Source organism: Idiomarina sp. 017G (assembly GCF_004362265.1).
Classification (GTDB): domain Bacteria; phylum Pseudomonadota; class Gammaproteobacteria; order Enterobacterales; family Alteromonadaceae; genus Idiomarina; species Idiomarina loihiensis.
This window is the reverse complement of sequence record NZ_SNWT01000001.1, coordinates 874,361-895,700: the sequence shown is the minus strand read 5'-3', so window position 1 is coordinate 895,700 and position 21,340 is coordinate 874,361. Positions and strand designations below refer to the sequence as shown.

General features: G+C 44.9%; 28 protein-coding genes. 15 read left to right on the top strand and 13 right to left on the bottom strand.

The window, feature by feature from the left end; all coding sequences use genetic code 11:
* Positions 1–127: 127 nt before the first annotated feature.
* Complete coding sequence (locus DEU30_RS04385; RefSeq protein WP_114981179.1) at positions 128–754, top strand: OmpA family protein; 627 nt, start codon at positions 128–130, stop codon at positions 752–754.
* Between the two features lie 38 nt (positions 755–792).
* Here DEU30_RS04385 and DEU30_RS04380 read toward each other — a convergent pair whose 3' ends face one another.
* From DEU30_RS04380 to DEU30_RS04350, 7 genes are all read right to left on the bottom strand, one after another.
* A complete protein-coding gene (locus DEU30_RS04380) occupies positions 793–1,380 on the bottom strand; it encodes a DUF938 domain-containing protein (protein ID WP_114981180.1) in 588 nt (195 codons plus the stop codon).
* 1 nt (position 1,381) lies between these two features.
* Positions 1,382–2,890 carry a PH domain-containing protein gene (locus tag DEU30_RS04375; RefSeq protein WP_114981181.1) on the bottom strand — a complete coding sequence of 503 codons (1,509 nt, stop codon included), beginning with the start codon at positions 2,888–2,890 and terminating at the stop codon, positions 1,382–1,384.
* The gene (locus DEU30_RS04370; RefSeq protein WP_114981182.1) at positions 2,883–3,425 is read right to left on the bottom strand and encodes a PH domain-containing protein; all 543 of its coding nucleotides are present in this window, start codon (positions 3,423–3,425) and stop codon (positions 2,883–2,885) included. The genes DEU30_RS04375 and DEU30_RS04370 overlap by 8 nt, the downstream gene beginning before the upstream one ends.
* A 124-nt stretch (positions 3,426–3,549) precedes the next feature.
* Positions 3,550–3,990, bottom strand: a complete 441-nt coding sequence (locus DEU30_RS04365) for a BON domain-containing protein (protein WP_011234803.1) — start codon at positions 3,988–3,990, stop codon at positions 3,550–3,552.
* Positions 3,991–4,062: 72 nt separating this feature from the next.
* Positions 4,063–4,359 (bottom strand): hypothetical protein, encoded by a 297-nt coding sequence (locus DEU30_RS04360; RefSeq protein ID WP_011234802.1) that lies wholly within the window; start codon positions 4,357–4,359, stop codon positions 4,063–4,065.
* A gap of 11 nt (positions 4,360–4,370) precedes the next feature.
* Positions 4,371–4,742 carry a phage holin family protein gene (locus DEU30_RS04355; protein ID WP_114981183.1) on the bottom strand — a complete coding sequence of 124 codons (372 nt, stop codon included), beginning with the start codon at positions 4,740–4,742 and terminating at the stop codon, positions 4,371–4,373.
* Positions 4,729–4,986 carry a DUF883 family protein gene (locus tag DEU30_RS04350; protein ID WP_011234800.1) on the bottom strand — a complete coding sequence of 86 codons (258 nt, stop codon included), beginning with the start codon at positions 4,984–4,986 and terminating at the stop codon, positions 4,729–4,731. Before DEU30_RS04350 ends, DEU30_RS04355 begins: the two co-directional genes overlap by 14 nt.
* Before the next feature lie 234 nt (positions 4,987–5,220).
* On the opposite strand from DEU30_RS04350, the gene DEU30_RS04345 reads away from it, so the two are divergent.
* A complete protein-coding gene (locus DEU30_RS04345; protein ID WP_081423223.1) occupies positions 5,221–5,361 on the top strand; it encodes a DUF3149 domain-containing protein in 141 nt (46 codons plus the stop codon).
* 16 nt (positions 5,362–5,377) lie between these two features.
* Positions 5,378–5,692 carry an antibiotic biosynthesis monooxygenase gene (locus DEU30_RS04340; protein WP_011234799.1) on the top strand — a complete coding sequence of 105 codons (315 nt, stop codon included), beginning with the start codon at positions 5,378–5,380 and terminating at the stop codon, positions 5,690–5,692.
* On the opposite strand, the gene DEU30_RS04335 is transcribed toward DEU30_RS04340, so the two are convergent.
* The gene (locus DEU30_RS04335) at positions 5,689–6,684 is read right to left on the bottom strand and encodes a branched-chain amino acid aminotransferase (RefSeq protein WP_114981184.1); all 996 of its coding nucleotides are present in this window, start codon (positions 6,682–6,684) and stop codon (positions 5,689–5,691) included. The genes DEU30_RS04340 and DEU30_RS04335 overlap by 4 nt on opposite strands.
* Before the next feature lie 274 nt (positions 6,685–6,958).
* Here DEU30_RS04335 and DEU30_RS04330 point away from each other — a divergent pair, with 274 nt between their 5' ends.
* Together DEU30_RS04330 and arfB are read left to right on the top strand one after the other, a co-directional pair.
* Entirely contained in the window at positions 6,959–7,201 is a 243-nt protein-coding gene (locus DEU30_RS04330) for a hypothetical protein (RefSeq protein ID WP_034821363.1), read from the top strand.
* 42 nt (positions 7,202–7,243) lie between these two features.
* The gene (arfB, locus tag DEU30_RS04325) at positions 7,244–7,654 is read left to right on the top strand and encodes an alternative ribosome rescue aminoacyl-tRNA hydrolase ArfB (protein WP_114981185.1); all 411 of its coding nucleotides are present in this window, start codon (positions 7,244–7,246) and stop codon (positions 7,652–7,654) included.
* Here the strand turns inward: arfB and DEU30_RS04320 are convergent.
* Positions 7,651–7,845 (bottom strand): hypothetical protein, encoded by a 195-nt coding sequence (locus DEU30_RS04320; protein WP_011234794.1) that lies wholly within the window; start codon positions 7,843–7,845, stop codon positions 7,651–7,653. The genes arfB and DEU30_RS04320 overlap by 4 nt on opposite strands.
* The gene (locus DEU30_RS04315; protein ID WP_114981186.1) at positions 7,826–8,245 is read right to left on the bottom strand and encodes a hypothetical protein; all 420 of its coding nucleotides are present in this window, start codon (positions 8,243–8,245) and stop codon (positions 7,826–7,828) included. The genes DEU30_RS04320 and DEU30_RS04315 overlap by 20 nt, the downstream gene beginning before the upstream one ends.
* Before the next feature lie 133 nt (positions 8,246–8,378).
* Between DEU30_RS04315 and DEU30_RS04310 the strand changes: the two genes are divergently transcribed.
* A complete protein-coding gene (locus tag DEU30_RS04310) occupies positions 8,379–9,035 on the top strand; it encodes a flavin reductase family protein (RefSeq protein WP_011234792.1) in 657 nt (218 codons plus the stop codon).
* Here DEU30_RS04310 and DEU30_RS04305 read toward each other — a convergent pair.
* Complete coding sequence (locus tag DEU30_RS04305) at positions 9,025–10,206, bottom strand: MFS transporter (RefSeq protein ID WP_114981187.1); 1,182 nt, start codon at positions 10,204–10,206, stop codon at positions 9,025–9,027. The genes DEU30_RS04310 and DEU30_RS04305 overlap by 11 nt on opposite strands.
* 135 nt (positions 10,207–10,341) lie before the next feature.
* On the opposite strand from DEU30_RS04305, the gene DEU30_RS04300 reads away from it, so the two are divergent.
* Entirely contained in the window at positions 10,342–10,656 is a 315-nt protein-coding gene (locus DEU30_RS04300) for a YebG family protein (RefSeq protein WP_114981188.1), read from the top strand.
* A gap of 76 nt (positions 10,657–10,732) precedes the next feature.
* A complete protein-coding gene (locus tag DEU30_RS04295; RefSeq protein ID WP_114981189.1) occupies positions 10,733–11,644 on the top strand; it encodes a M14 family metallocarboxypeptidase in 912 nt (303 codons plus the stop codon).
* 28 nt (positions 11,645–11,672) lie between these two features.
* Here DEU30_RS04295 and DEU30_RS04290 read toward each other — a convergent pair whose 3' ends face one another.
* A complete protein-coding gene (locus DEU30_RS04290; protein WP_011234788.1) occupies positions 11,673–12,923 on the bottom strand; it encodes a DEAD/DEAH box helicase in 1,251 nt (416 codons plus the stop codon).
* A gap of 187 nt (positions 12,924–13,110) precedes the next feature.
* On the opposite strand from DEU30_RS04290, the gene DEU30_RS04285 reads away from it, so the two are divergent.
* The 3 genes from DEU30_RS04285 (at position 13,111) to DEU30_RS04275 (ending at position 15,168) form a co-directional block, all read left to right on the top strand.
* Positions 13,111–13,653 carry a DUF6436 domain-containing protein gene (locus tag DEU30_RS04285; RefSeq protein WP_034821361.1) on the top strand — a complete coding sequence of 181 codons (543 nt, stop codon included), beginning with the start codon at positions 13,111–13,113 and terminating at the stop codon, positions 13,651–13,653.
* Positions 13,654–13,678: 25 nt separating this feature from the next.
* Positions 13,679–14,584 carry a sensor domain-containing diguanylate cyclase gene (locus DEU30_RS04280; protein WP_227016290.1) on the top strand — a complete coding sequence of 302 codons (906 nt, stop codon included), beginning with the start codon at positions 13,679–13,681 and terminating at the stop codon, positions 14,582–14,584.
* A gap of 77 nt (positions 14,585–14,661) precedes the next feature.
* Positions 14,662–15,168 (top strand): DUF2937 family protein, encoded by a 507-nt coding sequence (locus DEU30_RS04275; RefSeq protein WP_114981190.1) that lies wholly within the window; start codon positions 14,662–14,664, stop codon positions 15,166–15,168.
* On the opposite strand, the gene DEU30_RS04270 is transcribed toward DEU30_RS04275, so the two are convergent.
* Entirely contained in the window at positions 15,119–16,798 is a 1,680-nt protein-coding gene (locus DEU30_RS04270) for an isovaleryl-CoA dehydrogenase (RefSeq protein ID WP_114981191.1), read from the bottom strand. The two genes, DEU30_RS04275 and DEU30_RS04270, sit on opposite strands and share 50 nt — an antisense overlap.
* A 133-nt stretch (positions 16,799–16,931) precedes the next feature.
* Between DEU30_RS04270 and DEU30_RS04265 the strand changes: the two genes are divergently transcribed.
* The 4 genes from DEU30_RS04265 to DEU30_RS04250 all read left to right on the top strand — a co-directional run bounded on the left by DEU30_RS04265 (position 16,932) and on the right by DEU30_RS04250 (position 21,302).
* Positions 16,932–18,290 carry an MBL fold metallo-hydrolase gene (locus DEU30_RS04265; protein ID WP_114981192.1) on the top strand — a complete coding sequence of 453 codons (1,359 nt, stop codon included), beginning with the start codon at positions 16,932–16,934 and terminating at the stop codon, positions 18,288–18,290.
* 54 nt (positions 18,291–18,344) lie between these two features.
* The gene (locus DEU30_RS04260; RefSeq protein ID WP_011234782.1) at positions 18,345–18,863 is read left to right on the top strand and encodes a porin family protein; all 519 of its coding nucleotides are present in this window, start codon (positions 18,345–18,347) and stop codon (positions 18,861–18,863) included.
* 99 nt (positions 18,864–18,962) lie between these two features.
* The gene (locus DEU30_RS04255) at positions 18,963–20,552 is read left to right on the top strand and encodes an EAL domain-containing protein (protein WP_114981193.1); all 1,590 of its coding nucleotides are present in this window, start codon (positions 18,963–18,965) and stop codon (positions 20,550–20,552) included.
* 54 nt (positions 20,553–20,606) lie between these two features.
* Complete coding sequence (locus tag DEU30_RS04250; protein WP_114981194.1) at positions 20,607–21,302, top strand: 2OG-Fe(II) oxygenase; 696 nt, start codon at positions 20,607–20,609, stop codon at positions 21,300–21,302.
* The last annotated feature ends 38 nt before the right edge of the window (positions 21,303–21,340 follow it).

Genomic DNA, 21,340 nt, shown 5'->3' with positions numbered 1-21,340 from the left:
TCTTATAAGTTATCACTGCTGGGCATTAAGAGAAAATAAGTTAAGTAAAAAATCTGCAAATCTTATCAGAGACTATACTAAAGCATGCTAGCTTTTTGGGCATTCATTGTTTTGATGGAGTTAGAGTATGAAAAAGTTAGTTTTGACTATGATGTTCTCTTCGTTAGCACTTGTGGGTTGTGCAAATATGAGTAACACCCAGAAAGGTGCGTCTATTGGTGCGGTCACTGGCGCTTTGCTGGGTAAAGGCACGGGCGACCATGATAAAAGCCGGTATGTATGGGGCGCGGCGGTTGGCGCCTTAGCCGGAGGTGCCATTGGTTCCTATATGGATAAGCAGGAAGAAGAGTTTCGGGAAGAACTGGCCGACAGTGGTGTGAAGGTAATACGTGACGGCGATAATCTCCGTTTGCAGTTACCTAGTAACATTACCTTTGCTACCGGTAGTGCAAATATTTCTCAAAGCTTCAACCCAGTACTGGACGATGTTGCGCGAGTGCTGAAAAAGTATGAAAAAACCACCATGCTGATAGAAGGACACACCGACAGTACAGGTTCTGCTGAATACAATCAGCAACTGTCGTTAAATCGTGCTAATGCCGTACGCAATAATTTAGTGGGTAACGGCGTGGACTCCCGCAGGGTAACAACCGAAGGTTATGGAGAAAGTATGCCGGTTGCAGATAACGATACCGAAAGCGGACGTCAGTTAAACCGTCGGGTAGAGTTACGTATTGTTCCTAATACTAAATAACGCGTCTTAGCTTTTGTTAGCCCTTGATTGATAAAGGGCTAACGTTTAAATTCCAGCAGCTGGTTATTGGCCGGCAAAGCGTGCATCTTTTTCAGCTCAAAGCCTTGCTGATTGGCCAGCTCTGCAATCCATTGCCAATCGCGTATTCCCATGTCGCTGTTACGCGACTGCAGCGACTGGTGAAAGCGACGGTTACTGTCGCTGGTAAAATGACCGTTGTCGTTAAAAGGCCCGTAAATACATAAAGACTTCACACTACTAAGACTGTCTCCCAAATGCTCGAAGAGCCTTTCAACCCCTTCTTTGGGCATAATATGGCAGGTGTTTGCGGTGAAAAGAGCGTTGAATGTTCCTTCCGGTGCGTCTGCAAATACATCAAATTCAACCGGTAATGGCTGGTTAGTTACGCCTTCCTGTTTTATCCGTGCCGTCACTCCCGGCAGGTACTCTTTTTGATCACTGGCTTGCCAATGAATATTAGGCATTTGGCTGGCAAAGTACACGGCATGTTGACCTGTGCCACTGCCTACTTCCAGAACACGAGTGCAGTTTGAAAATGCCGTTTTAAGAACCCGGAGTATAGGGTCTTTGTTGTTTTCACAGGCTTGCGAGAAAGGTAGTTCCATATCACATCCAGGATTTTTTCAAAGCTTCCACCTGATAAAGACAGGTGTCTATGAGTTCTTCACCGATTCGAGCGTTAATAAAAGGCAGGGTTTGCCCACCAGAGGCTAGTACAAATTTTACTGAACACAACTGAAAGCGGCGCATAAACCAGCTTTGCGAAAACTTTGTCTGCTGAACTTTATGAATAGGGAAGCAGCGGTAATTAACCCCAATCAGGCCCTTTCTGAGATAAATAAAGTTGTTATCAATTGCATAGCCGCGGCGCTTCCAAGCCAGAATGATAAAGCCGGTAGCTAGCACAAAAGCAGTAATTGAAGCTGCTGCCAGCTCTGTTTTTTCAAAATAAGCAAGCACGGAAGCAAAAGGAACAAACAGCCAAAAAGCGATGAGTGTGTTTCTAATAGCTAGTCGCTTGCTGACCGGGTTATAGCTTATGCTGCTTAATTGATTATTGGGCCAGGTTTCTGTTGCCAGGTTATGTGCTTCTTCGAGAGTAACCGATGGCACAATAATTTTGCCACCTGAAGTTCCTGCGGACTGGCGTTCAAAGTTGGCGTTGAGCTGCTCGAACTTTAAGTTAACTCTTTGCAGTAAGCGATCAAGCCAGTTTTGTTGTAAAGCAATCATTTGCAGTCGTGACAGTTTCATAACGACTTCGTGACGGGTAAAAAGTCCGTTTCGGCGAATATAGCGATCGTCACTGCGAGTTAACTTAAAGTCGTAGAAGGTGATGACAGAGCCTAAGACAGAAATTAATGCCATTAGGGCAATAACAATAAAGGCGATAGAAAAGAAGAATAATATGTATTGCCAGAAAGCGTATTGTGAAGAGGCCATAAGCGCATCAACATCCACTCCGAAGCTTTCTACGCTTTCAACAACCTTGTCTGAAAAGGAGTTAAAGAAAGGGGCTAACGCACCCAGCACAATCCAGATACGATTACTGGCCAGGCCATGAATAACTAAGTCTCGCATGGAACGGGAATTTAGCAGGCGTTCTTCATTAAACTGAGCTTGGTGATCTGTTGTTTCATGAGTATCTTCGGTTTTATAAGCGAGTATTTCTTGTTTTAGAGACTCGGCTACGTTTTTGGGTAAAGCAATAATTTTTGCTTCGAGTTTATTGGAACCGGCCGTGTCCAGAAGCATGCAGACATGATTCGTCGGGCGGTAAAAAATGGGTTGTTCAAAACGGACATTCTGTATGCGCTCGAAGGGAAGGTCTATATGCGTTTTCTGGAACACGCCGGAATGAATCTGAACTCGACCTTCGCTCAACCGGTACTGATAGAAATAAAATTTGAGCAAAGCGGAGATGGCGACAAAGACTAATAGAGCACCAAGCCCGGACAGTATTATCAAGGCATTTTCTGAAAACTGATTGTAGCCAACAAAAATAGCCGGCAGTAAATAAAATAAGTTGTTACCAATGGTTTTGATGAACTGAACAGCGAAATAAATAATCGCTACAGGTGATAGCTTCAGCCATTGGTTCTGGTAACTAGTCATTGGCTGCGATGTCGCTATGGGTTAGTACGTAGGAACGTATTTCGCGAGCTTTCTCTTCTGGTAAGCCCGGTATTGCGAAAGTGTGCATGGCACCGCCGGCACTGAAAATCTCCAGACTGGCCAGTCCAAAGTGTCGGTCAATCGGTCCGTGTTTTAATTCAACATGCTGAATACGTAAAATAGGCTGACTGACTACTGACTGGAATATAACACCACTACGATAGCTAAAGTCGTGCTCTCTTATGGCGTACCCTTTGTTTTTGTCAGCTAAAATTCCATAAACCGAACTTAATAAGCCAAAAACTCCTGCGGTTAATTGTATCTGGGGCAGATAAACTTCTAGCAGCCTGGGAAGAGCAACCCAGGGCTGCCAATAAAGAATTAATAAGGCGCTCACCACCATCAACCAAAAAATTAAGCGACACATTAGGTTGACCTTAATATAGGTATTACTTAATGGTGTAAAGGACTGAGAGTTTATCTGAGGAAGTTCTTCAGGTGTTATGGGGTGATTGCTAAATTCATCTTTTGACATAGTTTAGATTCTTATTTTTGTTATGTCGTAAAGTTATCAGTAATTTACTTGATGTTCTAGTTCTGAGGATATAAAAAAAGCGGCTAAGAAGCCGCTTTTTATCAGGGAGTATTAAAAAATATGATTAATTTTCTTCGCGAACCTGAATATCGTTTTCGATGTCTTTAACACCTTTTACGGTAGCCGCTAGATTCTCTGCTGTGTCGATATCGGCATCGCTTTCAACGAAACCTGACAACTGAACAATTCCGTTGTTCGTTTCTACATTGATATCCATGCTGCTCAGATTGTCGTCTTCGAATATAACGGCTTTGACTTTAGTGGTGATGACAGCATCATCAACATATTCACCCGCGTCTTCAGCCTTTTGCTCAGTGTAGCTTTTTGCTTCCTGAGCTTTTTCTTTAGTTTCTTGCATCGCGTTTTCAGTTTTATCTTCAGCTTCCTGCATAGCGCTTTCAGCTTTCGACTCTGCTTTTTCTGTTTCAGCATCACTGCAACCCGAAAGTGTCAGCATTGAAATTGCGATTAAACTTGCTGGTAGTGCCATTTTAAAGTTCTTCATGGGTAACCTCCTGTTATTAAAAATTATTACCACGCTCACTATAACTGGAACTGCGTGAGTTTACGGTTATCTTTACAGATGTTTTGCAAAAGTGCTGGCACTTTGTACGCCAGCAATAAGTCTTAATACTTTAATAACTCTATCTGTGGCAGATTTTTTCCCACCGGAAGACTTTGTCTGCTTTTTCGGCCGATTTGCCATTTCTCCGATAAAGAAACCTGCACCTGCGGCAACGCAAAGAGCCGTGGGAGAGGCTAGTTTGTCATGAGTTGTCGAAATAACGCTTTGTGAACGAACCTTAACAGCTAATTTGCGAAGCTGAAGGTCTTTTTGCGTTTGCGCTATTTGATAATCAAGGTCTGATGCCATAAGCCCTCCACTTAGAGACTGCTACTGGTTTCTGCAAACAGTAGGTCGCGACTTCTTCGTTTTATATATCTGACAATATAAAAAGCCGCTGCCAAATGAGCGACGGCAACAATGACTAATGCTGTTGTTAAAGACATTACACTACTATTTACAATCGCTATTACAGCAGCTGTAACTAAAACAGCCCACGCCGTAAAAGCTAAGCAAGCGGCCAGCACAGCGAAGGCGACCATACGCACAAAACTCTCCCCAGCTCTGCGGGTTTCCATACCCGCGAGCTGGAGTTGTGTTTTTACAACGGCGCGAACTTCACTCTCCAGTGCTTGAACTTGCTCAAGCAAACTTTCTGTTTCGTTCGCTTCAGGTTGCTTATGAGCGGTCACTGAACAACCTACTCAGTAAATAACCACTTGCAGCCGCAATACCTAAAGATTTAATCGGGTTATCTTTAACGTAATCAGTTGCAGTCGAAAGCCATTTTTCCTGAGTTTCTTTAAGATTATGTCCTTTTTCACCCAGGTTGTCAGATGCATGTTTCGCTGCGTCTGCCACTTTATCGATGGTGTCGTGAGCTTTATTTGCTGACTTGTTTACCGCGTCTTCTGCTTTTGCTTGATTGTTACTCATAATACCCTCGGTTTTTATTGAATGTACCTATTAAGGAAAGACGCAAATTCGGATATACGCAAATTTTTTACACTGCTTTACAAACTGTAAAGATGAATACTTTTCGGTATTCGATGGGAATAAACTAAAAAGCCCCTAAAAAAATCAGTGTTATTCTTGTTATTGATTGGGATCAATATCGTCATTGTCAAGTTTGAATAAACTGAAATCAAGAATTCAAACAGGGGAATAACCATGAGTTTATGGCAAGAGTTTTTTAAAGATCCGGTCATCTTTTTTTCTTTTACAGGCTTAGCGATTGTTATTGGAATGTGTGTTTTTTACGCTATTTTCTTTTACTTAAAAATGGTTAAATCAGAGAATAAACGTAAGTAGCGCTAAAAGAGGAACTATGAAGTATATTTTTCAGGTTCGTATCAAAGAAGGTCATACGGCAGAGGAGTATGCAGAGGCTTGGGTAAAAGCCAGTGAAATAATCCAGCAAGCACCAGGAGCCCGAGGTACGGAGTTACACCGCAAAATCGGTGATGACAAAACGTTAATAGCCATAGCGTCGTGGGATAGCAAAGAAAAACGCGACGCTATGGAAGGACAGCATAACTCCGAAGTGGCTAAGATTATTCGCAGTGCTGCCCCATTTTGTGAAATAACACCTTTAGGTGAATTCAGAGATCCTGAATGGGTGGTGTTGCCGCCGGAAGGTTAGATTTTAGTTAGCCAACTGTGTTTATCTTCCGCCTTACCCCACTGAATATCGTTCAGCGCTTTGCGTAATTTCAGTGTGGTAGCGCCTGATTTCCCACTACCGACAGAAAATTCTTTTCCGTTATGAATCAAAGTACCAACTGGCGCAAGTACCGCTGCCGTGCCAGACAAAGCGGCTTCGCAATCAGGTTTTGAAGCACGCTCCAGTAGTTCATCTACGCTAAGCTCTCGTTCAGATACAGTCATTCCCATATCACGCGCAATGGTGAGAATAGAGTCTCGGGTTACGCCATGCAGAAAGCTACTGTCCAGTGCTTTGGTGATAATTTCGTTGCCGTCAATAAGCAAAAAGTTGGCGGCTCCAGTTTCCTGTACGTCGCCATTAGGGCAGAACAGAACTTGATCTGCATTCACGGATTCCCGTGCCTGAAGAATGGGTTGTAACGCACTGGCGTAGTTGCCGCCGCTTTTAACCATACCCATATGAGCCGCGCAACGTGAACCGTCTTCCTCGAGCAATAAGCGTAAGGTTTTATCGCCGCCGGAAAAATAATCACCGACAGGCGATAGCAATACATAGAGCATTGATGAGCTGGTTGGCGAGGCTGCCTTGCCAATAGCCGCTTCGGTACCAATGTGAGTAGGGCGTATATACATTGACCCCGGTGGTTTTGGAACTTCGTCGCTGAAGTGTTTCACTACATCTGTAATCATTTTTTGCAGCAAGCCAGCATCAAATGCCGGTAAGGAAAGCAAACGGCTGCTTTGCTGCATGCGCTCAATGTTGCGGTTCATACGAAATAGATTGATAGAGCCATCTTCATGGCGAAACGCCTTTAATCCTTCAAAGCAAGTGCTGGCGTAATGCAGAACATGAGCTCCGGGGTGTAACTGTATTGCGTCAGAAGAGACTAATTCAGGTTTATTCCAGTCTGAATTCTCGAAAGTTGCCATCGTCATTTGTGGCATAAATACGGTGCCAAAGGCTGCCATAGGGTTGTCCTGATCTAGAAAATAATGCGCAGTAATATACCATAATTTTTAACATTCGGATGACTCTGGCGGTTTGCTTCTTTCGCATCATGCTCTTACATTGAGGAATTTGTGGGTAGTTGGGAAGTGACAGGCTAATACATTGCTGGTGAACAAGGATTTAACGAGCATGACTTTGTGCGGGATGTACTCGAAGCTCTATAAAAATTCCCTCAGAGTATGCCGAACAGTGATAGACTGTTGCCACCATACGGACGTATACCGAGACCTTATTATGAACGAAGAACAGCAAGTAACTCAAAGCAAACATACCCAACAATACAGTGCTGACGGTAAAAATGTAGAGATAGATATTTACCGTACCGAGGACAGCGGCTGGATTCTGGAAATTGTTGATGAGAATAATAATTCAACGCTTTGGGAAGATGCGTTTGAGAACGAAGATGATGCGCTTGCTGAAGCCCTCGACGCTTTGAAAGAAGAAGGCATAGATAACTTTATCCAGCCCGCTGAGTGATGTGGGTAAAATCGTTTAATTTTTTTGGTAATAAAGAGAAAAATGATTCAGATATCGCAACGAGTTGAGTTAGCAGAGAGCGAAATTGAATGGCAGTTTATCCGTTCCAGTGGAGCGGGTGGGCAAAACGTGAATAAAGTAGCAACTGCGGCTCAACTCATTTTTGATATTCAGGCCTCTTCACTTCCTGACTTTTATAAAAATCGCTTGCTGAAAAAATCTGACCACCGTATTACCCAAAGCGGAAAAGTGATTATAAAGTCTCAGGAAACTCGCAGTCAGGCACGTAATAGAGAGTTGGCACTGGAACAACTAATTGATTTAATCCGCAGCGCATCCCAGATTCAGAAAAAACGCATTCCGACGAAACCCAGCCGCTCGGCTAAAGAAAGACGACTAACCACTAAAAAGCAGCAGGGACAGAAAAAAGCACTTCGAAAGAAAGACTTCTAACCGTCGAAGTTCTGCAATGAGCCGGAACAGTTTATTCTGGCGCATTCAAGTATCAACTGTTTAAGCTCGCACTGACTGCAGTAATCACTGCAACGAATATCACTCGCCACTAACTTTTGCTCAAGCAGCAGTTTTTTAAGTTGCTCTTTACTCATTGAAAGTTGCAAGCGTTCAGGTTTGTTCATGCGCATAACCGGATTCCTCTAATTGTTGCATACAGTGCCCCAGGCAACGAGAATGCTGACAACCGGTAATTAGGAGTTGATAGCAGTAGCGACATAACTCTTCTAGTGGCCGAGTTTTAGCCTGATTAAGCCATGACGTTAGTTGCTCAACACTCTCTTGTTGAAACTCATACGCCTGTAGCTTTTGCTGGCAGCGAATATGGGTAGCAATTAACAAAATAGAACAGGTTGTAAAGCTTTGGATGGCATTACCCACCAGTACAGGTTCACTGAAGGCCCGTTTTGCTGAGTCGCGTGCCTGACTGAGAAATGTCGTTGCAGCGCGATAATCTTTTTGGTTGAGCAGTGAGCTCGCTATTTTTAGCTTTTCCTGAGAGTTAAAGTACTCTTGATAGGCGTTAGTCATTATGCATCCTTTATTCTGGCTTTGATTAAACAAGCTAACGCAAATGATAATAGTTCGCAATAAGTTATTTGTAAACGATCGTAATTGCAAAATAAAACGTATAGATAGCCGACAAAAATAAACTGGAGCTTTAATGAAAACCTACAAACAGCAAGATTTAGCGAAAATGAATGACCGCGATCGCGCACGTTTTGTGAATTGTTTATCCGGGTTTAAAAGTGCCAATGTCATTGGTACCCGAGACCGGCATCAGCAAAATAATTTAGCCATGATAAGTTCTGTTGTTCATCTGGGAAGTAACCCACCTCTGTTAGGGTTTGTTATGCGCCCTCAGTCAGTAACCCGACACACCTGGGAAAACATTGAAGAGAGTGGTGTTTATACGATTAATCAAGTTAACGAAAATTTTTTTCGCCAAGCACATCAGACCTCAGCACGGTATCCCAGAGAAACATCAGAGTTTGAAGCTTGTGGCCTGACGCCCGAATTTGTCGACGGTTTTCATGCGCCGTATGTGGCCGAAAGTTCGCTCAGAATAGGTATGCAGCAGGTTGAAATTATTCCGATACAACATAACGACACTGCATTAATTGTTGGGGAAGTTCGTTGGGTTGAAGTTAAAGAAGAGGCGGTGAAAAGCGATGGTTTCATTGATATAGAATCGCTCGGCACAATGACAATTTCAGGCCTTGATGGGTATCATCGCACTCAGCGGGCTGCGCGTTTGTCTTATGCGAAACCCGATGAGGAGCTTAGTGAATTAGATGCAGAAGGCGAGCCTAAAGACTAACTATGTTGGGTGTTCTGCGACTGTGCTTTTTAGTAACCCAAAAGAGTAGCAGACCGGCCAGCGATAGCGCGCACCCAACCCAGCCGGTTCCTTGCCAACTAAGTGGAGAAATAATAGCAAGACCACCCAGCCAGGCACCTAAGGCGTTAGCCGCATTAAAAGCGGAGTGGTTTAACGATGCTGCTAAAGTCTGGGCTTCTCCGGCAACGTCCATTAAACGTACCTGCAGAGCCGGAACCAGCGCGGCGGAACTACCAAGTAATAACACCATAGGCATCACCGTCCAGAGACTCTGCAGTGTTAAGGGATAAATTGCCAGCACAATTGCCGACCATACCAGAGAACCGCCAATGGTTAATTTCAGATTTCTGTCGGCAGCCCAGCCGCCGACCAAACTACCCGCCAAGGATCCCAGTCCGTAGATAAATAAAGCAACAGGTATCCAGTGAGAATCCAAGCCGGTGGCGTTTATTAGTGTTGGAGCTATGTAGCTCAGTACCGCAAACATGCCGCCGAAGCCAATGGCCCCTATGGCTAAAGTCAGCCAGACTTGAGGGTTTTGTAATGCCTGCATCTCTCCACGGGCAGAAGTTTTCTTTTCATTCGGGTGTTTGGGTACCACAATGAAAATCATGACAAAGGCCAGTAAGCCTAGAGCTCCCACGGTATGATATACGGTGCGCCAGTCAATAAGCTGCCCTAACCAGGTGGCTAAAGGATTTCCGACCAGGATAGCTACCGTGAGTCCCATCATCACCATAGTTACTGCCATACCACGTTGATTTTTACGAACCATATCGGCCGCAACCAAACAGGCAATCCCGAAATAAGCACCGTGAGGCAGGCCAGTTAAGAAACGTAACACCTGAAGTAATGTGTAATTGTCTGCTGAGGCACTGGCGAAGTTGCCCAGAGAAAATGCCAGCATTAGTGCAAGTAACATAGGTTTGCGTGGCAGCCTGGCAAATAAAATGGTAATAAGCGGAGCTCCGATAACCACACCAAGCGCATAAAGACTGATTAAGTGGCCTGTTTCCCGGGTGTCGGTATTAAAGTCTGCAGCGACGTCGGGCAGCAGCCCCATAATGACAAACTCACCAATACCAATGGCAAAGCTTCCAATTGCCATTGCAAAAATGGCCAGTAGAACTTGTATTTTTGAGAACTGCATAGGGCGGATTTACTTCCTGTCGTAACGAAGGCCTGTTCGGAGTGCGCAGTTTAGCGAATGCTACAACTATTGCAATCTATGTCACTTTACTGTACAAATAAACAGTATATTTACACATCAGCAAAGGACCATACCATGGCTGTAGTAACCCAATATGTAGTTATTCGCGACGGAGCCGAGAAAATGACCTTCACTTCAAAAGCCGAAGCCGATGCGCACGATAAAATTCTGGATATGGCAGAAGCCCTGAACCCATTAATTAAAAGTAGCGAACTGTTTACTGATGAGCAACAGCTTGAGGATATGGCTCTGTTTTTAGCGAAAGAGCGTGAAAATGTACTTATTGCATTAGGGGCTAAAAAGCCCAAAAAACCTAAGACCGAAAAAACATCGACAGAAAAAGCCGAAGTGTCTAAGCCTGCGGATAAAGAATCGACCAAAGCGGCTTAGTTACCGGTATTTCATTTGGTGCCGGCAAAGACTTTGCTAATATAGCCGCCTTGTTTTAAGTGAATAGGATTAAAATATGACGCAACAAACGATTTACCATATCGGAACACCGGGCACCCCATGGGGAGCGACAGAAAAAGCTCAGTGGCTGGCCGAGCAAACGAAAAAGCGCTCTTACTTCGATGATGTGGTTAGTAAGATTGAAACCTTTAAAAGCGATTTCGATGTAGACCAATATGGTGAACTTGCGTACGACAGCGGTACTTATCCTTTATTTGTGGTCAGAACAAAAAACTGGGATGACTCGAAGCCAACGGTTTTGGTTACCGGCGGAGTACATGGGTATGAAACCAGTGGTGTCCATGGTGCGTTGCGCTTTATTGAAACCAAAGCGAAAGATTACCAGCCACACTTCAATGTGGTGGTAGCGCCATGTTTGAGTCCCTGGGGCTATGAAACCATCAACCGTTGGAATCCGGCGGCCATTGATCCTAATCGCTCTTTTGTCGCTGATTCTCCTGCCGGGGAATGCGCGCACATTATGAATTATGTTGCTGGCTTAGGCGTAGATATTCTGGCCCACATAGATTTACACGAAACAACGGATACGGATAACAGCGAGTTTCGTCCGGCCAAAGCGGCGATGGATGGAAAAGTGAATACGAACTGGAATATTCCGGATGGGTTCTATTTGGTTGGAAATTCAGAAAAGCCTTATCCTGAGTTTCAGAAGGCGGTGTTAGATTCGGTGGAAGAGGTCACTCATATTGCCGATGCCGACGACGAAAATAAACTGATAGGCGAGGATATTGCTCAGCGTGGCGTTATTTTATTGCCAACGGCGAAAATGGGTTTGTGCATTAGCTTTAGCAAAGCAGAGTATGCGACGACTACAGAAGTGTATCCCGACAGCCCGAAAGCAGAGCCTGAACAGTGTATTCAAGCACAAGTTGCTGCGGTAACCGGAGGACTGGACTTCTTAAAGTAAAGTCCGGTCCTACAGGTCTGCGGTAGAATTAACGTCGTGTGTCCGGGCGCTTCTGGCGAGGCGCACGACGAGAGTTTTGAGGACGCCCCGTACGAGGCTTCTGAATCGGCTCCGGCTTTATGCTGGGGTCTGGTTCAAAACCCGGAATAACTTCCCTGGGTATCTCATTTTTAGTTAGCTTTTCTATATCGCGCAGCAATTTATGCTCATCAACACAGACTAAAGACGCCGCTTCACCTTCACTTCCTGCACGACCTGTACGGCCAATACGGTGTACATAGTCTTCAGCGACCTGAGGCAGTTCAAAGTTAATAACGTGTGGCAATTCATCAATATCAATACCGCGTGCAGCGATATCCGTTGCAACCAATACTCGTAATTTACCGGCTTTAAACTGTGCTAAAGCCTTGGTTCTTGCGCCCTGACTTTTGTTACCGTGGATTGCCATAGCGGGGAGGCCATCATCAGTTAACTGTGTTGCCAGTCTGTTAGCACCATGCTTGGTACGCGTAAAGACCAGCACTTGTCGCCAGTTACGGCTGCCAATTAAGTAACTGAGTAGCTCTCTTTTACGTTTTTTATCCACCGGATAAACACGTTGCTCAATGGTATCGGCTGCGGCATTTTGGCGTGCTACTTCAATCAGCTTGGGTTGCTGCATAAACTGCTGAGACAGTGCCTTAATTTCACTAGAAAAAGTCGCTGAAAACAGCAGTGTCTGGCGTTTTTCAGGAATGAGCTTCATGACCTTTTTAATGTCATGAATAAATCCCATATCCAGCATGCGGTCAGCTTCGTCCAGAATCAGTACGTCAATTTTACTTAAATCAACGGTTCCCTGACGACTGTGATCCAGCAAACGGCCGGGTGTTGCAACAAGAATATCAACACCACGACGCAAGGCACTAATTTGTGGGTTAATACCAACACCACCAAAAATCACCAGGGACTTAAGACCGGTATATTTTGCATAGGTATTCAAATTGTCTTCAACCTGTGCTGCCAGCTCTCTGGTTGGCGTAAGAATTAACGCCTTAATAACAGGCTTTCCGTCGGTCTTTGTCTGCGACAATTTGTGCAGCAAAGGTAGCGTAAAACCAGCTGTCTTACCGGTACCCGTTTGCGCGGCGGCTAATAAGTCGTGGCCGGCCATAACGGTCGGAATGGCTTGCTGTTGAATTGGTGTTGGGGTGGTGTAACCGCATTCAGTAACGGCTCGTAAAATATCGTCGCTCAATCCGAGTGACTGGAATGAGGATGGGTTTTGTTCTGTGGACATGAAGCTCCGGGAATTATGATAGTAGATACCGCGCTAATGAGCGGCTTTTCGACATTGTATCACAAACGAGACTAAACCTTTATTTAGAAAAGTACCCTGAAACTGAAGTTTTTCTTGATCCGCTGAAAAAGCGGGCGCATCATTTCCGCAAAATGTCATTTCGCAGTAGGGCGTTTCATTGTCATTCATGAAATCAGGTAAGGCTCGTTCCCGTTGGCTTATTATCGCCGTTGTGGCCTGGTTTGGGCTGGTGCTTCTGGGTATCAGTTATTTACTGGAACAGCGGCTGGTCTGGTTTGATGAAAAAGGTGAATTACTGGAGCTCAGCAATAACGAAAAGCTGGAACCTCAGTTAGTGGCTGAGCTCACGCGTCTTGGTTATTCCGTTGCTGGCAGCGTTTTTCATATTACCTCCGGGGACTGTTCTTGTAACTGGCGCTCATCCGGGCATATGGCCAGCGTAAAAAGAAAGGTAGCGGAATCTGAAGGAGAAAACCGGGTTGTTGATATCGATCAATATCCAACCTTAAAGCGCTTCGTTCCTGCAACTCCAGCGATTATCATGTTTAATAAATCATCAAAACTGATTTACATTGGCCCATATGCCGATGGTGCTTTTTGTACTACTGATAGTAGCTTTGTAGAAGAGCTGATACCTTCCGTTTCGGGGGAATCAGCGGCTCCTAAATGGGTTAATACCGTTGCAAAAGGGTGTTATTGCAAAGTTTAATGCGGCAGAACAGTGGAGCCACATAATGATGGAAGTAAAACAAACCTTTATTGAGTTCCTTGAAGTGATACCGGACGGTGCAATAGTTATTAATTCTCAGGGACTCATTGTTGGTGTTAACCAGGCTGCCGCGGCAATGTTTCGCTATTCCTCGTCATCTATGCTTGAACTGCATCTTAATGAACTGTTACCTGAAGGTATGCGTGAAAAGCATGATCAGCACTTAGAAAAGTTTTTTAAGTACCCGGGCAGGCGCTCTATGGGGAATGGCTTGATTTTCCCCGCAATTCGTCGGGATGGTTCAACTTTTTATGCCGATATTATGCTGAATCAGCTGGATATCGAAGAGCAGTTGTACGGCATAGCAATAGTGCGGGATTACACTCTGCAGAAAAAATCGGAAGATAAAATCCGTCTCGAACTGGAATTTGAGAAACGTCAGGCTCTTACCGACCACTTAACCGGAATAATGAACCGACGTGCCTTTACCGCACAGTTACAAGATGAAATAAACCAACTGGAAACCCATGGTACGCCCTTTGCTGTGAGTTTTATCGATTTGGATGACTTTAAAGAAATAAACGATGAACATGGACATCACTTCGGCGACCTGGTTTTGCAAAAGATAGCCGATTTAATTCGTTTGCACAGTCGACATACCGATTATGTTGCCCGTATTGGAGGTGACGAGTTTGCTACCATTCACCCTATGATTTCCGCTGAAGACGCCAGACTTATGATGCACCGTTTACGTTGCCAGTTAGTGAGTGGAATAGGGCATGCCGAGTTACCTGTCACCTTGTCTATCGGCCTTTGTCAATGCGATAAGCCCTCAGAGCATTACACCATTGAAGGCATTATGGCCCGGGCAGACAAAGCTATGTATCAGGCAAAGAGCGAAGGTAAAAACGCGGTCGTGCTGACAAGTTAAGTGTAATGAAGCGTAATTAAGTTTGATTGTCGCTTAAGGTCTGCTCTAAAGTGGTTCAGGGCTTTTAAGGAGAGACCATGGCAATCTTCACTTCCTATCTACGAATTATTCTGCTGATTTCGGGTGTACTCGCCGGAATACAGTTGCCCGGCTTTGTTGATCAGTACGGTAAAAGTTTGCAGGCTCATATGATTGAGTCAGAGCGCAGCCTGAACGAGTTTCGTGATGAAGCCGAAAAATTTTTCGACGGTAGTATTGAGGAACTTATTGCTCACTATCAGGCCAGTGACGACAGAGTGTTTCAGGAAGGCGGGCAAAGCATCAGTGCCATTTACCAACGTAATCAACTGTTAGAACAAGCCTTTCGTAGCTTCAGTAAAAATTCCTGGAGTGCTTATCAACAGGCATTTTTTACCCCAGTTGAGGACATTCAGCGCGAGGTTCGCAGCAGCTTTTCTTATACTGTAAAACTCAACCCCGGCGCTATTTTGTTTGGTTTAGTTTCAGGCTTGTTGCTGGCTGTATTTGGCGAACTTATTGTGCGTCTGCTGGCGAGGCCCTTTCGACAATCGCAGCACAATTAAGCCCTGTGGGTAATGTGCCATAGTTGAGTCCGGCATTTGCTGCTAAGCGGCTGGCACAAAAGGCATCGGCAACGTCCGTACCGGCGTGTTGAACTAATAAAGCGGCTTGTAACCCAACGGCCATACTGTCCGTTATAGTGCGTGCACGATACTGAAGCATATTCCTGTCAGTAAACTCACTTTTCAACCGCATAATAAACTGGTCGAGTCGTTTATCTGCACCTTGTGCGCGTTGCAGTTCGGCAAAATAGACATCGAGAACCTCTGGTTGTTTTTCTATTGCTCTGAGAACATCAAGACATTGAATATTACCGCTGCCTTCCCATATAGCGTTTACTGGCGACTCTCTGAACAGTCTCGGCATAATGTGGTTTTCCATAACACCGCTACCGCCAATCACTTCCATAGCTTCATAAGCATGATTCGGTGTGCGCTTACAAATCCAGTATTTGCCTATGGGTGTGGCAATACGGGACAAAAGCATTTCATGCTCGTCGTCCTGGTTATCCATCGCCCGCGCTATGCGCATCATGTAAGTCATGGCGGCTTCGCTTTCAATGGCTAAGTCCGCCAGCAAATTTTGCATTAGTGGTTGTTCACTTAACTTAGCACCAAAAGCTTCGCGGTGGCTGGCGTGGTGAATGGCCTGAACCACGGCTTGCCGCATGCCGGAAGAGGAACCAATCATGCAGTCGTAGCGGGTAGTTGCCACCATTTCTATAATAGTGCGAACGCCTTTACCTTCTTGACCTACCATCCAGCCCAGTGCACCTCGCAACTCAGTTTCACTGGAAGCATTGGCCGCGTTTCCCATCTTTTGTTTCAGTTGTTGAATCTGAATTGGATTCTTTGAACCGTCCGGACGCCAGCGCGGCACCAGAAAACAGGATAACCCGCTGGCTGTTTGAGCAAGCACCAGAAAAGCATCGCACATTGGTGCTGACACAAACCATTTGTGACCAACCAGTTCGTAAGTCTGGCCTGAACCTTCTTTGTCTATTGGGTAAGCGCGAGTGCTGTTCAGCCGGACATCAGAGCCACCTTGTTTTTCGGTCATCGCCATACCAATGGTCACGGCACTTTTTTCGGTATGGGGGATATTCCTGGGGTCGTATTGCCTGGCGGTAATTTTTGGTCCCCACTCTTTGAACAAATCGGGTTGGTGTCTTAGTGCGGGTATAGAGGCAAAGGTCATGGTAATAGGACAGCCATGAGAGGCTTCAACCTGAGTGTGTAGATAATATTTAGCGGCACGTGCAACATGAGCCCCTAATTTAGGTTCGCTCCAGGGACTCGCGTGTAAGCCATGCTCGATGGCTGTCGACATAAGCTGGTGATAGGTCGGGTGAAAATCAATGAGATCGATACGGTGCCCGTAGCGATCGTGAGTTCTCAGTTCAGGCTGGTATTTATTTGCCTGAAAACCCTGTTCGATACTGTCTGCTTTACCCGCCAGTTCGCCAAAAGCGATAAGATCGGAATAAGCCCAGCTGGCACCTTCGCGCTCAACGGCTTTTCGTAGTGCTTTATCAGCCAGGTAAAGATTATAGTTTTCCAGCGCCGTCGGCTGATTCTCAACCTGATGAGTGCTGGCCATAAACTGATCGGCTCGGGGATATTTATGAGTCATGTTCTTACTCCTTATCTTAATTGAGTGAAGCAAGATTATTAATGATCGTCAATGCACGAATAGTTGTCTTTCGTCTATTTTTCTACGACAGTGAAGTGAGATACTTTATCGTCGGTTTAAATAAGGACACGCAATGAGAGTCGTATTTTTAGGTGGTGCGGAAACGGTTACCGGTTCCAAATATTTAGTTGAAACAGAGTCAACCCGAATTCTAATAGACTGTGGCCTTTTTCAGGGCTACAAGTGGTTACGGCGACGTAATTGGCAGCCTTTGCCAATGGGGATTAATCAGGTTGACGGTGTCGTATTAACCCATGCTCATCTTGATCATTCGGGGTTTGTTCCTGTGCTATATAAAGAAGGTTTCCGGGGAGCTGTTTTCGCGCATCATGCAACATCTGGTTTGTGCGATATCCTGTGGGCCGATAGCGGAAGAATTCAGGAAGAAGATGCGAAATACCTCGGTAAACATAAGTTGAGCCGTCATGAAAAACCAGAACCTTTGTATGATGAGGCAACGGCAAAGTCAGCTATACGGCTGCTTCAGGGCGTTGAGTTTCATCAACAATTTGAAATTGGCGATATTAAAGTGACTTTGCAGCCAGCCGGTCATATTTTGGGGGCTTCAAGCGTGATTATTGAAGCCGAAGGTAAGCGTGTTGGCTTTTCCGGTGATATCGGGCGTCCGCAGGATATTATGATGTATCCACCTGAACCTCTACCGGATTTGGACTTGCTACTGCTTGAGTCAACATACGGCAATCGACTTCATGCTAAAACCGAAAATGCGGAAGAGCAGTTGGCAGAAGTCGTTAATGAGACGGCTCGATCCGGCGGTGTGTTATTAATTCCGAGCTTTTCTGTCGGCAGAGCACAATTGCTGCAATATCTGTTAGTAAAGTTGATGGATGAGGGGCGGGTACCTAAGCAACCTATTTATTTGGATTCTCCCATGGCTATTAACGTTTCAGGGCTTTACCAGCGCTTTCATAGCCTTCACAAACTGACGGACTCAGACTGCTCCCGAACCTTTGCAAGAGTCGAGTACACGCGTTCTGTCGATGAATCAAAAGCTATTGCGTCTCAGTCGGGGCCTCATATTATTATTGCGGGCAGCGGTATGGCGACAGGCGGGCGAATTCTGCATCACTTTAAACGCTGGCTGAGTGATCATCGCGCGACGGTTTTATTCAGTGGGCATCAGGCAGGGGGGACTCGTGGTGCCAAAATGCTGCAGGGCGTGGAGTCGATAAAACTGCATGGCCAATGGTTACCGGTAAAAGCTCGAATCCGTTCTTTAGAAGGGCTGTCAGGGCATGCTGACTACCAAGAAATTGCTGATTGGTTAGAGCAGTCCAGTTTAAAACCAAACACACCAATTCAATTGGTACATGGTGAGTTAGATGCATTGGAAACTTTCCGTGACTATTTAATGCAGAACACCACTTATAATGTCGATGTTGCTGATTACCAAGGGGTATATCACCTCTAACAGAGTCTGGTAAACTACTCTTACTTAGGTGTACCAGATTAATAAGGAAGTCGTATGAAGTTTTTGAAAGCTGTTTTCTGTGGTAGTACGCTTTTATTTGTCAGTGTGTTTGCCCAGGCGCAGGACAGTGGTTACTACGGTGCCGCATCCTTAGCTCAGTTGAATGTTGATACCGAGCTTGAGGGCGCCCCGTCATTTACCCCTCATACGATGAACCTGATGCTGGGTTATCGTTACAGCAACAGCCTTTCGGCAGAAGCACGCTACGGTTTTGGCGTACACAGCAGCAGTGATAAAGGCACCAAGTTTGAAACCGATTACACGGCCAGCATTTTAGCTAAGCCTCGTTTGTATTTGTCACCCGACGTCGCTCTGTATCTTACCGGTGGTTTTTCGCGGGGAAAATTTACGGTAGGTGGTCAAAATACAACACTTAACAGTATCAGTTACGGCGGCGGAGTTCAGTATGATCATAACCCCAGAACAACTTACTTTATCGACTGGATAAAATTGATTGATAAAGACGAATACACAATTGATGCGCTAAATATAGGCGTAACCTATCGATTTTGATCAAACTATCTGTGGTAACAGGCTGTCATTATTGAGGCGGATTCGGTACATTACAAAAAAGTAACATCTAATTTGTTGACCTTGACTGAGCAGGCATTGATGCGTAATCCATTTTTATTAAAGCAGTATATAAATACGTTAGAGTCTGCTGCAATATGTGCGCGCTTGTCGCCGGACGGTAATATTCGCTGGATGAGTGAATCTCTGCATAAATTGTTAGGAGTTCACTACTTAAAGCGCACAACCGCATTTTCTGAGTTTCTCCACATTGATAGTCGCAACGATGTGACTGGCGAGATAAATCAAGCTGCCGCTAATGGTGAAGTCTGGAATGGACGACTTTGCCTGACAAGTACCAACCGCAGGCGCTGGTGTCGCTGTATTGCAATTCCCTTATACGAAACTGATGGCTTTTTAGCTGAGCAAATATTGTTGTTTCAGGATATCTCACGAGAGATTCATCTTGATGAACTGCTACAGGAAGCGCGCTTTGATCAGGTTACCGCTCTTCCTACCCGAATAGACTTGCTCAACGACCTTAAACAGATAGGGGCTCAATGCCTTGCCGTACTGGATATTCGTAAGTTTCGAAGTTACGCCGACTTCTACGGTTTAGAATTTGGTGATGCGTTACTGCGTGAATTTAGTGACTGGGCTTCGGCATTTTTGCGAACCAAACACATCAACATTTACCGTTTGCATGGCGATAAATTTGCGTTAATTCCAGATTTCAGAATGATCCCCAGTTTATTCGAGAGACAATTGCTTAGCTTTTATAAGGCGTTGTCGTTACACAAACTCAAAGTAGAAAATAGTGATGTCACTCTGGATGTTGCCATAGGCATGGGTGTTGGGCGTAAAAAGCAGTTACAGCTTGCGGAAAGCGCCTTGTCGAAAGCGAAAGCCATTTACTCCGGCTACAAGGTGGAAGTGGTTTATGAACGTGAGTTGCTTGACGAGAATAAAGTGAACTGGCTTCCTAAAATTCAGTCAGCGCTGGTTGATCATCGCTTTGTCAATTACTACCAGCCCATTCAAAGTACGAACAAAAATCAGCCCAGCTATTACGAGGCGCTGGTCCGGTTAAGAGATAACAATAAGGATTTAGTGCCAGGGCTGTTTTTAGACGAGGCAAAAACAACACGTTATTATTGTGAAATTACCCGCTCTGTTATTGAACAGGCGGTGCTCACGTCCGAGCAATACCAAGTCGCAATATCCGTGAATGTCTCCATCGAAGATATTTTGAATGAAGAGACGGTCAGTTTTATTCATTATGTGCTGTCAGAACATAAGAAAGCACAACTTATTTTCGAAATTACGGAAACCGAATCCACAGAAGATTTTACCAAGGTTCAGGCTTTTGCCAGAGATGTCAGACGTTTAGGTGGACAAATTGCGATAGATGATTTTGGTGTCGGTTATTCAAACTTCTCGCGGCTGATAAGTCTTCGTCCGGATTATTTGAAGATTGATGGCAGCATAGTTCAAAACGTATTACATGACCCGACAAGTGCCAGTATTCTGAATGGCCTGATCAGTATCTGTAAGGAATTACATATTCCTATCGTGGCTGAATTTGTTGAAAATAAGGAAGTAAATAGCTACTTGTGTGACCAGCAAATTGAGTACTTACAGGGCTATTACATTGGTAAGCCATCGCCGGAAGTCAGTCGCGTATTGAATTAATTTTTTAGCATGTTATCTCGGCCAAACGTATAGCAATTAGAAAGAGTCATGTTTATGAATGATTTTATCGAAACCTATGATAATGCCTTATCCTCCGAATTGTGCCAGCAGCTCATCACAGTTTTCGAAAAATCAGCGCATACCTTTCAAGGCCGCACCGGCGGTGGTGTTGATGTGAGTAAAAAGTCGAGTACGGACTTAGCATTGAACGCTCACCCGGAGTACCAGAAGCTGCTGCTGGAAATACAGAAAATCACAGCCCGATATGCGTTGGAGTATTTTAAAAAATATCATTTTGCCTTGATAGCGCCAGTCGCGCTAACGTTGCAGCACCCTAAAACTCAGCAGCCAGCCGCTTTAACACATGATAATTTTGATGAGATAGCGAAAGGCAAAGAAATGGCAATTATGCAAAAGCTGTTTCGTGTCGGTGCAATACAAATGCAGCGTTATCGCAAAGGTGAAGGAAATTATAATTACTGGCACTGCGAAGCGTATCCTCAGAAAGGCTCAACGGAGCCATTGCATCGGGCTCTGTTGTTTATGTATTACTTAAACGATGTAGACGAAGGTGGCGAAACGGACTTTTATTATCAGGAACGGTCGCTAAAACCCCAAGCGGGTCAAATGGTTATAGCGCCAGCTTACTTTACTCACACGCATAGAGGCAGAATACCTGTATCAAATGATAAGTATATTTTAACCAGCTGGATCCTTCATAGTCGCGCAGAGCAATTATTTGGTGAGTAATGAGAGAGAAATTCCCCCAGTCAGAAAGACTGGGGGAG

Excerpts from the sequence above, each read along its gene's own strand:
- DEU30_RS04385 (WP_114981179.1), top strand. The coding sequence starts at position 128 with ATGAAAAAGTTAGTTTTGACTATGATGTTCTCTTCGTTAGCACTTGTG.
- DEU30_RS04380 (WP_114981180.1), bottom strand. The coding sequence starts at position 1,380 with ATGGAACTACCTTTCTCGCAAGCCTGTGAAAACAACAAAGACCCTATA.
- DEU30_RS04375 (WP_114981181.1), bottom strand. The coding sequence starts at position 2,890 with ATGACTAGTTACCAGAACCAATGGCTGAAGCTATCACCTGTAGCGATT.
- DEU30_RS04370 (WP_114981182.1), bottom strand. The coding sequence starts at position 3,425 with ATGTCAAAAGATGAATTTAGCAATCACCCCATAACACCTGAAGAACTT.
- DEU30_RS04365 (WP_011234803.1), bottom strand. The coding sequence starts at position 3,990 with ATGAAGAACTTTAAAATGGCACTACCAGCAAGTTTAATCGCAATTTCA.
- DEU30_RS04360 (WP_011234802.1), bottom strand. The coding sequence starts at position 4,359 with ATGGCATCAGACCTTGATTATCAAATAGCGCAAACGCAAAAAGACCTT.
- DEU30_RS04350 (WP_011234800.1), bottom strand. The coding sequence starts at position 4,986 with ATGAGTAACAATCAAGCAAAAGCAGAAGACGCGGTAAACAAGTCAGCA.
- DEU30_RS04345 (WP_081423223.1), top strand. The coding sequence starts at position 5,221 with ATGAGTTTATGGCAAGAGTTTTTTAAAGATCCGGTCATCTTTTTTTCT.
- DEU30_RS04340 (WP_011234799.1), top strand. The coding sequence starts at position 5,378 with ATGAAGTATATTTTTCAGGTTCGTATCAAAGAAGGTCATACGGCAGAG.
- DEU30_RS04335 (WP_114981184.1), bottom strand. The coding sequence starts at position 6,684 with ATGGCAGCCTTTGGCACCGTATTTATGCCACAAATGACGATGGCAACT.
- DEU30_RS04330 (WP_034821363.1), top strand. The coding sequence starts at position 6,959 with ATGAACGAAGAACAGCAAGTAACTCAAAGCAAACATACCCAACAATAC.
- arfB (WP_114981185.1), top strand. The coding sequence starts at position 7,244 with ATGATTCAGATATCGCAACGAGTTGAGTTAGCAGAGAGCGAAATTGAA.
- DEU30_RS04320 (WP_011234794.1), bottom strand. The coding sequence starts at position 7,845 with ATGCGCATGAACAAACCTGAACGCTTGCAACTTTCAATGAGTAAAGAG.
- DEU30_RS04315 (WP_114981186.1), bottom strand. The coding sequence starts at position 8,245 with ATGACTAACGCCTATCAAGAGTACTTTAACTCTCAGGAAAAGCTAAAA.
- DEU30_RS04310 (WP_011234792.1), top strand. The coding sequence starts at position 8,379 with ATGAAAACCTACAAACAGCAAGATTTAGCGAAAATGAATGACCGCGAT.
- DEU30_RS04305 (WP_114981187.1), bottom strand. The coding sequence starts at position 10,206 with ATGCAGTTCTCAAAAATACAAGTTCTACTGGCCATTTTTGCAATGGCA.
- DEU30_RS04300 (WP_114981188.1), top strand. The coding sequence starts at position 10,342 with ATGGCTGTAGTAACCCAATATGTAGTTATTCGCGACGGAGCCGAGAAA.
- DEU30_RS04295 (WP_114981189.1), top strand. The coding sequence starts at position 10,733 with ATGACGCAACAAACGATTTACCATATCGGAACACCGGGCACCCCATGG.
- DEU30_RS04290 (WP_011234788.1), bottom strand. The coding sequence starts at position 12,923 with ATGTCCACAGAACAAAACCCATCCTCATTCCAGTCACTCGGATTGAGC.
- DEU30_RS04285 (WP_034821361.1), top strand. The coding sequence starts at position 13,111 with ATGAAATCAGGTAAGGCTCGTTCCCGTTGGCTTATTATCGCCGTTGTG.
- DEU30_RS04280 (WP_227016290.1), top strand. The coding sequence starts at position 13,679 with ATGATGGAAGTAAAACAAACCTTTATTGAGTTCCTTGAAGTGATACCG.
- DEU30_RS04275 (WP_114981190.1), top strand. The coding sequence starts at position 14,662 with ATGGCAATCTTCACTTCCTATCTACGAATTATTCTGCTGATTTCGGGT.
- DEU30_RS04270 (WP_114981191.1), bottom strand. The coding sequence starts at position 16,798 with ATGACTCATAAATATCCCCGAGCCGATCAGTTTATGGCCAGCACTCAT.
- DEU30_RS04265 (WP_114981192.1), top strand. The coding sequence starts at position 16,932 with ATGAGAGTCGTATTTTTAGGTGGTGCGGAAACGGTTACCGGTTCCAAA.
- DEU30_RS04260 (WP_011234782.1), top strand. The coding sequence starts at position 18,345 with ATGAAGTTTTTGAAAGCTGTTTTCTGTGGTAGTACGCTTTTATTTGTC.
- DEU30_RS04255 (WP_114981193.1), top strand. The coding sequence starts at position 18,963 with ATGCGTAATCCATTTTTATTAAAGCAGTATATAAATACGTTAGAGTCT.
- DEU30_RS04250 (WP_114981194.1), top strand. The coding sequence starts at position 20,607 with ATGAATGATTTTATCGAAACCTATGATAATGCCTTATCCTCCGAATTG.